Source organism: Wolbachia endosymbiont (group A) of Yponomeuta plumbellus (genome assembly GCF_947251575.1).
Classification (GTDB): Bacteria; Pseudomonadota; Alphaproteobacteria; order Rickettsiales; family Anaplasmataceae; genus Wolbachia; species Wolbachia pipientis.
Genome location: NZ_OX366353.1, coordinates 609806 through 621571 on the forward strand (window position 1 = coordinate 609806; position 11766 = coordinate 621571).

11 protein-coding genes are annotated in these 11766 nt (G+C 34.1%); 6 read left to right on the forward strand and 5 right to left on the reverse strand.

All coding sequences use genetic code 11. The features are described from left to right. Nucleotides 1-179: 179 nt before the first annotated feature. Nucleotides 180-1256, reverse strand: a complete 1077-nt coding sequence (locus OPR39_RS03090; RefSeq protein ID WP_141456703.1) for a rod shape-determining protein — start codon at nucleotides 1254-1256, stop codon at nucleotides 180-182. A gap of 23 nt (nucleotides 1257-1279) precedes the next feature. Then, a complete protein-coding gene (locus tag OPR39_RS03095; RefSeq protein WP_015589471.1) occupies nucleotides 1280-2701 on the reverse strand; it encodes a gluzincin family metallopeptidase in 1422 nt (473 codons plus the stop codon). 275 nt (nucleotides 2702-2976) lie between these two features. Here OPR39_RS03095 and OPR39_RS03100 point away from each other — a divergent pair, with 275 nt between their 5' ends. The 4 genes from OPR39_RS03100 (at nucleotide 2977) to OPR39_RS03115 (ending at nucleotide 7519) form a co-directional block, all read left to right on the forward strand. Next, nucleotides 2977-3456 (forward strand): OmpA family protein, encoded by a 480-nt coding sequence (locus OPR39_RS03100; protein WP_010081889.1) that lies wholly within the window; start codon nucleotides 2977-2979, stop codon nucleotides 3454-3456. Between the two features lie 177 nt (nucleotides 3457-3633). Continuing rightward, nucleotides 3634-4929, forward strand: coding sequence for a tRNA lysidine(34) synthetase TilS (gene tilS / locus OPR39_RS03105; protein ID WP_015589470.1), 1296 nt, complete (start codon nucleotides 3634-3636; stop codon nucleotides 4927-4929). Between the two features lie 12 nt (nucleotides 4930-4941). Beyond that, nucleotides 4942-6771 (forward strand): ATP-dependent zinc metalloprotease FtsH, encoded by a 1830-nt coding sequence (gene ftsH / locus OPR39_RS03110; protein ID WP_265039048.1) that lies wholly within the window; start codon nucleotides 4942-4944, stop codon nucleotides 6769-6771. 154 nt (nucleotides 6772-6925) lie between these two features. Beyond that, nucleotides 6926-7519, forward strand: coding sequence for a hypothetical protein (locus tag OPR39_RS03115; protein ID WP_265039050.1), 594 nt, complete (start codon nucleotides 6926-6928; stop codon nucleotides 7517-7519). Between the two features lie 66 nt (nucleotides 7520-7585). On the opposite strand, the gene tmk is transcribed toward OPR39_RS03115, so the two are convergent. Further along, nucleotides 7586-8176, reverse strand: a complete 591-nt coding sequence (tmk, locus tag OPR39_RS03120; protein ID WP_015589469.1) for a dTMP kinase — start codon at nucleotides 8174-8176, stop codon at nucleotides 7586-7588. A gap of 108 nt (nucleotides 8177-8284) precedes the next feature. Here tmk and OPR39_RS03125 point away from each other — a divergent pair, with 108 nt between their 5' ends. Beyond that, on the forward strand, nucleotides 8285-8857 hold the full coding sequence (locus OPR39_RS03125) for a thioredoxin family protein (RefSeq protein ID WP_015589468.1): 573 nt from the start codon (nucleotides 8285-8287) through the stop codon (nucleotides 8855-8857). Between the two features lie 5 nt (nucleotides 8858-8862). After that, nucleotides 8863-10581, forward strand: a complete 1719-nt coding sequence (locus OPR39_RS03130; RefSeq protein ID WP_141456699.1) for a monovalent cation:proton antiporter-2 (CPA2) family protein — start codon at nucleotides 8863-8865, stop codon at nucleotides 10579-10581. Nucleotides 10582-10611: 30 nt separating this feature from the next. On the opposite strand, the gene OPR39_RS03135 is transcribed toward OPR39_RS03130, so the two are convergent. Both OPR39_RS03135 and bfr read right to left on the reverse strand, forming a co-directional pair. Further along, entirely contained in the window at nucleotides 10612-11229 is a 618-nt protein-coding gene (locus OPR39_RS03135) for an SURF1 family protein (protein WP_265039052.1), read from the reverse strand. A gap of 1 nt (nucleotide 11230) precedes the next feature. Beyond that, entirely contained in the window at nucleotides 11231-11707 is a 477-nt protein-coding gene (gene bfr / locus OPR39_RS03140) for a bacterioferritin (RefSeq protein ID WP_007549093.1), read from the reverse strand. Nucleotides 11708-11766: the final 59 nt, after the last annotated feature.

Consider the following 11766-nt stretch of genomic DNA (forward strand, 5'->3'; position numbering starts at 1 on the left):
AACTTGGTGTCATGCAAGTAGCTGACACTGGAATCTAGTTTCTATTACACAATTTCATCGAAACAGCATACTTGTTTATAGTCAATTTTTCTGGATCCCAGTGTTGGCTACTTGGATGACATCTTTATGCTTGAGGTAAAATTTGCTATAAAATTCGATGAACTACCTTTAAAAATAATTTAATCCTGCTTAAATAAAACATGGCCAAAATAATCCATGTTTTCAAGCACTTTTCCGCTACCCAGAGCAACACAACAAAGTGGGTCATCTGCAACACGAACTGGTAGTTTTGTTGTTTCACTGATAACTTTGCCCAAGTTACGCAATAATCCGCCGCCACCGGATAAAATTATTCCTTTATCGACTATATCAGAAGAAAGTTCAGGTGGAGTGCTCTCCAGTGCAGTCCTAATAGCAGAAATTATCTGATGTACAGGCTCTATTAAACTCTCTGCAACTTGGTATTCTGATAAAAGCATTTCTTTTGGCATGCCACTCACTAAATCCCTGCCTTTAATTATCATTCCCTCTTTGTTATTTTCACCTGGCAAATTGGCTGAACCTATGCTTTTCTTAATTTTCTCAGCGGTTGTTTCACCGATTAATAATTTATGATTTTCACGAATATATGATTTTATTGCTTCATCCATAATATCGCCACCTACTCTGGCAGAACGTGAATAAACAATTCCACCTAAAGAAATAATTGCAACTTCAGTTGTACCGCCTCCTATATCAACGATCATAGAACCCTCAGGTTCAGTAACCGGGAGCCCAGCTCCGATTGCTGCAGCCATTGGTTCTTCAATTAAAAATACTTCATTTGCACCAGCACTTTCTGCTGCATCTTGTATAGCACGCCTTTCAACTGGCGTGGATCCAGATGGAACGCATATGATAATATTAGGTTTATTAACAGTGAATTTTGTGTTTGCACTGCGTATGAAATATTTTAGCATTTCTTCCGCACTTTTAAAATCAGCAATGACTCCATCTTTTAAGGGCCTTATCGCCTCTATTTCTCCAGGCGTTTTTCCAAGCATCATTTTAGCTTTTTTACCAAAAGCATAAGGAACGTAGCTTCCTTTTTCTTTTATTCTTGCTACAACTGAAGGCTCATCAAGCACTATTCCCTGATTTTTCTGATAAACTAAAGTGTTTGCAGTGCCAAGATCTATAGCAATATCGCTAGCAAATAAACCTTTGAAAGTGAAAAGACTACAAAACTTTTCGGTTAATTTTCGAACAAAATTCATACGCAACTCAAGAAAATCATTTATTAAGACAAATTATACTTTCCAGATAAGTAGCTAATGCAGCACTCAACGTCTAAACCCTTACCTGTTACTTTTTTTAGCAGTTCCAGGCCACACTTTGCACTGTATATATTTTGAGATAACCAACTGATAAGTAAACTAAAATCTCCTTTTATTATAGCACTTAATGATTCGTAATGATTCTTTTTAACGCAAGAGAAAATCTGCACAGCAGCAATTAAAGCAATAATTTTTATAGGAAAGTAGCCCATAACACCGCTTGCCCAATATTCATCTTGAAAATAAGTGTTTAGCTCATTTTCAGCTTTTACTGGAATTTTATAGTGCTTCATACCTTCCAGCCACGCATCATGCAGGTCTTTGACTTCCAATGTACCATTTATTATATCTTGTTCTAACCTAGTTCTCAACATAATATGAGCTAACAGACTAAATTCATCTGCATTTTTTAAAAAAGAAGAAAGGTTTATTTCATTGAAAATCAAGTACAAATTTTCAACACTGCTAACTTTCTCGTTAGTTTTGCCTTTTATAGCAAATTTCTCTTTTATGTGTGGTTGAATGAACTCAATAAATTCTCTGGATGTTCCAATCATCCTTTCCATGAATAACCCTTGAGTTTCATACATAACATGTCTCGTAATTGGGCTACTTATAGAATTTTGCGCTAAACATTTTTGATAAATTGCATAACCACTATGCCGTAAAAGAGAAAATAAACCATAACAAAAGTCAGATTCATCATAATCTATAGGGTAGTAATAAGAAGTACGAACCTCATGCAGTGCGACACCCATTTGCTGTAAACATGACGAGCCAAGTTCAATCTGCTTCTGAGTAGCAACTTTTTGTATATTAGTAACCTTATCCTTTTTCTGCTTTTCAATTATTTTATCTACATTTCCACTAAAGAATTTGCCTACCTTGGGGAATACTTCCCTTATATTCTTTTCTGTGATATCAGAGTCATAGTCAGCAAGCAGTGAGTCGTATTTTGAGCATTTTAATTGCTGCGATTTTATAGAAGCTACTTCGCGAATGAGTGTGATTAAATCAGTAAAACGTTCTTTTAGTTTTTCCAAGTTACTGGCTTCAGAATTGTTTAGCCTCCATAAACTTTGGCATTCAACTTTAGCTTTGGACAAAGATTTTACTAAATCAATAGGAACAGCACTGTTGCTCTTATGTATTCTCTCTATTAACTTTAGCTGCCAAGCATCTGCACTCTTTTTGTTGTCAAGAGCATCTGCTAATGATTCCTTTATTACGTCATGAGAGATAATTTCATGTCTGATTTCTTCTAGAAGACTCATTTGTTCAACTTTGTCCTCTGCATTCAATTGGCTTTGGTTTAGTACTTTTAGCGTATTTTCGATATTCTTTACCCTATATAATACTTCCTCTAAAAACTTATAAGATTTCATATTTGTTCATTATTTTAGAAAACATCTGTTTAACATCGTGATAGATTAATAATAAAGTTAAAAGTATATTTGCTTAAAGTACAATAAAAAATTGTACTTTTTATTCTTTTATTGGATTTTTCTACTCAGAGTCCAGCATATTATAGGAAAATTAATTGTAAGGTTGTAGAAAAAGTATTTAGTATTTTATTTCTCTTGACTATATTACAATATGGAGAGATATTAGCTACTGAAATTAAAGTTACGCACTATTTAAAATTTATGGAGGTTTAGTAATGTGGAGTAGACTGGTTATAATGTGCTGTTTTTGTTTATTACTTACTGGTGTAAGTTCTTGCCCAAAAAAAGGAGCAAATACAACAAATAAAATAAATTCTGTTGTTAAGCAGATAGGTGATAAAAGAGTTTTCTTTGGTTATGATGAATCTAGTATTGCTGAAGTAAGTGCAGATGCATTACTTGACGTAATGGAGGTGTTACAAGATAACCCTGACGCGAAGGTTACTTTAACTGGTCACACTGACAACCGTGGTTCTCATGAATATAATCTTGCGCTAGGCGCTAGAAGGGCAGATGCAGCTAAAAAATTTATGGTTAGTTGTACACCCTACATAGAAAACAGAATAAAAACTGCTTCTAAAGGTGAAACTGAGCCTTTGGTTAATGTAAAAGATGATTCTAGAAATTCTAAATATGAAAAAGAGCATGCTAAAAATCGTAGAGTGGAATTTTCATTTTCTGGAATAAAGAAATAGTTTCTTGCATTAAAACCTGGATCCCAGTGTCAAGCACTGGGATGACATAAAGAAAGGGCACTGGGGTAGACAAAAAAGGACAAACTTGTCATATTTCGTTGCTTGTTAGCGGGATCTATATATACCACAAATAAGTCGCTGTATGACGTAGAGACTATCTGGCCATCAAGAGGCATAATGGAATTAGAGTTATTATTTCAAAATGTGGTTAATAGTTTTGCTTTCTATAATAATCAAGTTGCAGTTGCAGTATCAGGTGGTGTAGATAGTATAATCTTACTGCACTTAATGAATAACTGGGCAAAAAAAAACAAGCTTCCACTTCCTATAGCATTAACAGTAAATCATGGGTTACGTTCAGAGTCTCAAAAAGAAGCTGATTTTGTTGTAAGTTATGCAAAGGAACTTGGAGCAAAGGAATCGTTCATATTAAATTGGGAGAAGCAAAATATTAAAGGCAATATTCAGTTACAGGCACGAAAAGCACGGTATAAGTTACTAGCAGAGTGGTGTAAAAATAATAATGTTAAATATTTACTTGTTGCTCATCACAAAGATGATCAAGCAGAAACGTTCTTGTTAAGATTAGAGCGAGGTAGTGGCGTAGATGGATTATCATCAATGGACTACAAGTCTTTCCTAAATGGTATTTATATATTTAGGCCATTGTTAAATTTTAGTCGTAGTGAAATAGAAAAGTACGCTAAGCTTCATCGGTTAAAATGGATCGAAGATAGAAGCAACTATGACTTAAAATACAGGCGAACTTTATACCGTAACTTACTTAAAGCAAGTGATAATCAAGAGATTTTAACAGAGCGAATATGCCTCACAGCCCTTCATATGAAAAGAGCTGCAAAAGCGTTGATGCACTACACACGCCTTGCGTTTAATGACTGCGTTAATGTGCATGATCTTGGTTATATTGAAATTAAACTAAGTGAGTTTTATCAATTGCCAGAGGAAATAGCCTTGAGGCTTCTTCTTTACTCCATAATGGCAATTGCCAGTAAACATTATAAACCAAGGTACAACAGCCTTATCGTAATATTTAATAAAATATTGCAAAAGGATAGTAATGTTAATTGTACACTTTCTGGGTGTAAAATAAGAAAACATGGAGAAAATATCTTGATAATTAGAGAATCGTCAAAGATACAAGAAATTACCTTAAACCTACCTTTAAATGAACCTACTCAATGGGATAACAGATTTAGCTGCACAATACTCGGAAATCAAGAGTGTTCAGTTATCATCGCTCCATTAAAAAAAACACAAAAAGTTCCTGAATTTCTGAAGGATTACAACTGCTGCCCTGAAGTTTTCTATTCTTTGCCTGTAGTGCTAAAAGATGGAAAGGTGCTTGCTTATCCTGATGTAAATTATAACGGAAAAAATACCAATGACGATAAGGTTCAATGCATTATTAATAGCACGATAAAACAAAATTTGGTAAGCTTGATTAGTATTTAGTTAGAAATAGAAATGAAAAAATTTTTAGAAGGCTTATTGATCTGGTTAGTAATTATTGTTCTTATTTCAGTTGCTTATATTCAGTTCAGCGGAAATGTAGGTAAAAGTAAAACAATTATACCTTTTTCGGAATTTTTAACTAGACTAGAAGACAATGATGTAGAAAATATTGTCATAAAAAACCAGAGCATTGAAGGCAAGTTCAGGGACGGTTCAAGTTTCAATTCAAGCGGTGTCATATATAGCGACCTAATAAAAAATTTACATGATAGAAAAGTGAGATTCTCCTTTTCAACTGGAGATTCTGCCATGAACGTAATTGGTGGATTACTTATCTCATGGGTCCCAACATTTATCTTTATTGGCTTCTTGCTATTCTTTCTTAAACAAACACAAGCGGGGGGCAACAGAACTATAAGCTTTGGCAAGTCAAGGGCTAGACTCATGACTAGTGGAAAAAAAGTAACATTTGATGATGTTGCCGGAATTGATGAAGCAAAAGAAGAGCTAGTAGAGATCGTTGATTTTCTTAAACAAAGGCAAAAATTTCAAATATTAGGTGGAAAAATACCAAAAGGGTGCCTTTTGATTGGCTCTCCTGGAACTGGTAAAACTTTACTTGCTCGTGCAATTGCAGGAGAAGCTAATGTGCCATTCTTTAGTATTTCTGGATCTGATTTTGTTGAAATGTTTGTGGGTGTTGGTGCAAGTCGTGTTCGTGATATGTTTGATCAAGGCAAGAAAAATGCTCCTTGTATAATTTTTATAGATGAAATAGATGCGGTGGGTAGACATCGTGGCATTGGTCTTGGTGGCGGCAATGATGAAAGAGAACAAACATTAAATCAGTTATTAGTTGAGATGGATGGCTTTGAGTCTAATGAAGGTGTAATAATAATTGCTGCGACTAACCGTCCGGATGTCTTAGATCCAGCACTGCTTAGACCTGGTCGTTTTGACCGACAGATTACTATTTCTTTACCCGATATAAATGGGCGTGAAAAGATATTAAATACTCATATAAAGAAAATATCAATAGCACCAGATGTAAACGTGAAAACAGTTGCAAGAGGAACACCAGGTTTTTCAGGGGCTGATCTAGCAAATTTGGTGAATGAATCTGCACTTATCGCTGCAAGAAGAAACAAGAAGATTGTTACCATGGATGATTTCGAATATGCACGTGATAAAGTGATGATGGGCGTAGAAAGGCGATCTCTCATTATGACAGAAGAGGAAAAGAGACTGACTGCATACCATGAAGCTGGTCATGCGATGATTGCTGTTAATATGCCTGCTTCTGATCCTATACACAAGGCAACAATTATTCCACGCGGTAGGGCACTCGGTTTAGTTATGAGACTACCAGAAACAGATAGAGTGTCCCTCACAAGAGAAAAGATGCTAGCAGATATAACTGTTGCAATGGGTGGAAGAGTGGCAGAAGAGCTAATTTTTGGCTACGATAAAGTCACAAGCGGTGCATCTTCGGATATAAAACAAGCATCTGATTTATCACGCGCTATGGTAACAAAATGGGGAATGAGTGACAAAATAGGCCCGATCTATCACAATCGCGAACAAACCATACATGGTTCTGAGATAATTTCTGAAGATACGTTAAAACTTATAGATGAAGAAGTGAAGAAAGTTGTATCTTCTTGCTATGAAAAAGCAAAAGACATTTTGACCAAGCATAAGAAAGGCTTAGATCTCATTGCCGAAAATCTACTGGAGTTTGAAACTTTAACAGGAGATGAAATAAAGGACATATTAAATGGAAAAAAAATTGTTAGAGAGAAGAATGAGAAAATAAAAAAATCCTCTCTCTATGAGAGTTGACCTCATCTTAAAAATGCTAATCAGCTAACGCTGCAATAAAACATTCAGAATTGTAACTGTCAATATAAATTGTATTAAAATATTCATAATATTGCATTTTCATCACAATAATGCTATCATTCAGTTAGTATTAATGTTTAATGAGGTGTGAGTAATGATTGATATAGCTTCTATTGGTGTAAGTACAGTTATTGATCAGAATTATAGAAGAAAAGCACAATTATGTTTATCAGGATTATTTGTAACTGTGTCAATAGCAACTGTTACCTGGTTTATTTTCCCTGCGTCACAAAATGTATTAGCTCCGTTTTTACTTCCGGCTATGTTCTTGCTCTTCACTTTATCGATGGGTTATTACATGTTCATATTTAGTTGTGAAGAAAAATCTTTGGTAAAGAATGTTCTTGTTATGGTTGAACCGGCTGAATCGGTAAAGAGAGTGCATTGCCAAGAAAATATTAAGTCCTTATTAGCAGAAGTGAGAAGTACTACGAAAGATAGGTTTCGTAACGTGCTTGTTAATCTTTGTTTTGAAGATCGTAGTAAAGCACACAAACTTGCATTATATGTGAAAGAAATTGACAATATTGTGTCTTCAATAAAAAATAAAGACCTCTTAGACCATTTTGATCAATTTTTTACTATTACTGAAGTAAGCAATAAAAAAAATAGAAGTGAATTAATGAACCTCGCAAGGGCATATAAGATGATAAGTGAAGAAGATCCAGACAAAATACAGGTTTTTTAGCTACTCAAACAAAAAGTTATTCATATGAAATAATGTTACCTGAAATTGATAATTTTCTATCACAAGCTAGGTGATTTTATCAATAATTTCATTGTGTACGTGATTATCATTTTTTGTTTCAATTCCAGTGATAACACTGCACCTAACGGGCTCTTTTATGGCTATTTCCTGAAATCCTTTTCTGACCTTATTGTAAAAATTAACATCCATTTCTTCATATTTATTCTTGTCTTTTGCTCTATTTAACCCAACTTTAACATCAATATCTAGAATAAATGTAATATCTGGACATTTAATTTCTACTAACTTATGTAAGTCCCTTATTAGCCCTAAATCAACACTAAGCCCATATCCTTGGTATGCAATAGTTGAATCAATAAACCGATCACAAATCACTATTTTTCCTTCTGCAAGAGCTGGTAATATTAATTTTTTCATATGTTCGCGCCTCATCGAAATAAGTAGCAAGAGTTCAGAAATAGGATCAATATTATTCGTTAACAACACTCCTCTTATCTTTTCTGCAAAGTTAGTGCCACCTGGTTCTCGAGTCAATACCACATTATTTTCGCCGTGAATTTGCTTAAAATGATTTGCAAGTAGCTTAGATTGTGTTGTTTTACCAGAGCCGTCTATTCCTTCGAAAGTTATGAACATAAGTTTTATAATTATAATACTAAAAAAGAATATGCAAACAGTATACATAGAAACCGTTTGACATTTAAATAATAAGACCGTAAATTACATGTGGTATAATAATAGTCTATGGTTGCTCTGAATACTCCTAAAGTCGATTTTAGTTTTACTGCAAAAGATTTTAATCTTTTGGGAGTAGACAATAAATACTATACATTAAGTGACTGTTGTGGAAAAAATGGTCTTATTGTAATGTTTATATGCAATCACTGTCCTTACGTTCAGTCAATTATTAGTAATCTGGTAAGCGATGTTGATCAATTGAAAAAAGATTATCAGGTAAACACCATTGCAATAATGCCAAATGATGTAAATGAATATCCAGAAGATTCCTTTGAAAATATGATTAATTTTGCCAAGGAAAATAAGTTTACATTTCCATATTTAATTGATAGTACACAGAAAATAGCTAAAGAATACGGGGCTGTTTGCACTCCTGACTTTTTCGGCTTTAATTCCAATTTAAACCTTTGCTATCGTGGACGTTTTAACAACGCAAAAAAAGAAAAGGTTCAAAGCTATGAAGTAGGAAGTAGTGACTTATTTCAAGCTATGAAATTTATTGCAGAAACTGGTAATTCTCCAATTGACCAAAAATCAAGTATTGGCTGCTCAATTAAATGGTCTAATTCTACAGGTTAAATATCATGCACAGTGGCTCTCAGCATTTGTTTGATATTATAATTTTGCTTTCTGCTGCTGTGTTTATAGTCATAGCATTTTGGAAAATGAATATTAGTCCAGTGCTTGGTTACTTCGTTGCAGGTGCAGTTATTGGTTCTCACGGATTTAATCTGATACACTCAGCTGAAGCAATGGATAATCTTGCAGAATTTGGTGTAGTTTTTCTATTATTCATTATAGGCCTTGAATTGACATTTGAACGCCTGATCGCTATGCGTATTCATGTATTTGGGTTCGGTTCTCTTCAAGTTATAGTTACCATGGTAGCAATATGGTGCATCGCTCTTGCTTTCGGAGTGAATACGAATATAGCAACAGTTATTGGTGGTGGGCTTGCGCTATCCTCAACAGCAATAGTGTTGCAGGTTCTGCAAGAAAAAGGTTCTCAAGCAAGTCAGGTTGGTAGATTGTCGATAGCAGTGCTATTAATGCAAGATTTTGCAGTGGTACCATTAATAGTATTGGTACCTTTACTTACTGGCAATTCTGAGCACAGCCTGATAAGCTCATTGGCAGGTTCATTGGTGCAAGCAGCTATTGCATTAGTGCTGATATTTATAACTGGTAGATTATTGCTTAGACCTTTATTTTCGGTTATTGCTAAAATGGAAAGTAATGAGATCTTTATATCAACAACGCTTTTAATAGTATTAGGAGCAGCATTTATTACTGAGCAATTCCATTTATCGTTAGCATTAGGTGCATTTGTTGCTGGATTGTTAGTTGCAGAAACAGAATATAGACACTCAGTAGAACACGCAGTATTGCCATTTAAAGATTTGTTTCTTGGCTTATTTTTCATGACTGTTGGTATGTCCATCAATACCGAACTTTTACTCAATAAGTTACCACTAATTACTTTATTATCGATTATCCTTATCGTTTTAAAAACATCTATTATATATATATTGTGTAGATTTTTTGGGTTTAAGAGTGCACCTGCTATACAAGCTGGGTTACTGCTTTCACAAGGCGGTGAATTTGCGTTTATTTTATTTCGCTTAGCAGATGAGCTAAATGTGCTACCAAGTGAAATCGCTCAAGTACTTATGATGGTAACTACAGTAACCATGGCTTTCACTCCTCTTTTATCAGGGCTTGGAGATTGGATAGCAAACTCATTTAGCACTGAGAAAACAATATTAGATGATGAAGCTGTTGAAACAGATACACAAGATCTTTATAACCATGTGATAGTTGCTGGATTTGGTAGAGTGGGATATATGGTAACAAAAATGCTTACGGCAGAGCATTTAAGTTACGTTGTTGTAGATATTCAATCGAAAATAGTCAAAGAAGGAAAAAGTGATAGTTTTCCTATATATCTTGGAGATGTTACAAGATGTGAAATTTTAAAATCGGTAGGAATAGAAAGAGCTCAAGCTCTCGTTATTTCAATAAAGAATGAAGTTACTATAAAAAAAGTTGTTTCTTTAGTTGCAGCAAATTTTCCGCATGTAAATATTGTAATACGCTTACCAGATCTGAGTAATGTGGAGGTTTATAGAGATCTAGGAGCTAGTAAAATTATTCCTGAAACATCTGAGATAGGATTGCAGCTAGGTGGAGCTGCACTGAGCCTTAGTGGTATTAGCGAAAGTGGAGTTATGTCTTTAAAAAGTAGATTCAGAAAAGGCAATTACAGTATGTTAAAAGACCTTGGTAGTGATAAAGATGAATAACTACTTCTCTAATTTTATGTACAGAAAGCTTCAAGCTTTATTGAGGTTTTGCCTATAGTAAATTACGCACATAATCAACCAAATTAAGGAAAGTGCAAACCAAGTGATTGCATATTCCAAATGCTTCATTGGCTGTATAGCTACTTTGCTGCCAAAATTGTTCGGCCACAATATACACTTCTCTAGCTTAATACCTAACTCATTGGAAATTTCTTCTGTACTCAGGGTAAACCATGTATTCGAAGTAGTATCGTTCTTGATAAACCAATTTTTGCTTTTACTGCTATTGCAATATAAAACTCCACCTGCAGCTACTTTTTCAATTTTTGCTCTTTCCTCTTTTTTTTCTTTAACTATTCCTTTGTTCACTAGCATATAATTTCCAGTAGTAAGTAGCATAGGAGATAACACATAATATCCATATTGCCCTGCAAAAACATATAGTTCTATGTCACTTAGAATCCCATCGATCTTGACATGCCTATAGTTAAATTTTTCAAGGTCGTTATTGGGCAATAGATGAACAACTGGAAGACTCATATTTTTGATAATATTATTCTTCCAGTTCAATCTGAATACTTGCCATAATCCTAATAAAAAAAGGAGCAAGCAAGGTACAATTAAAATAAATACTATTTTTTTTAACACTCTATATTTGTGTTCTTAAATAGTTTTCAACACCCATTAGTTCAATAAGGTCAATCTGTTTCTCAATCCAATGGAAGTGCTCTTCTTCATTTTTTAACATCTCTTCTAATAACATTACACTAACAAAATCTTTTTCTTTCTCAGCGATAGAAATCGTTTCTTTGATATCCTTAATACCTTTTCCCTCTAATTTCAAATTAGCTTCTAAGATTTTCCGTATTGTGTCTTTTGTAAACTTTCCATCATGCTTTGATATTTCGTTTGTATCCTGAAAATTTGGAACTCCTTTAAATAACAAAATTCTTTCTGCCAACTTGTTTGCATGTTCAAGTTCTTCGTTAAGCTCATTTTTTACCTTTTCTGCAAGTCTATTAATTCCATTATTTTTGAGAATCGCAAAATGCAAAAGATACTGGCGTACAGAAGTCAGCTCATTGGTCAATAATTTATTCAAATGTTTTACTATCTCTTCATTCATAATCTTCCCTTAGTTCAATTCATCAGCATAATTTATATGATAACGATAGTTATAGCAAC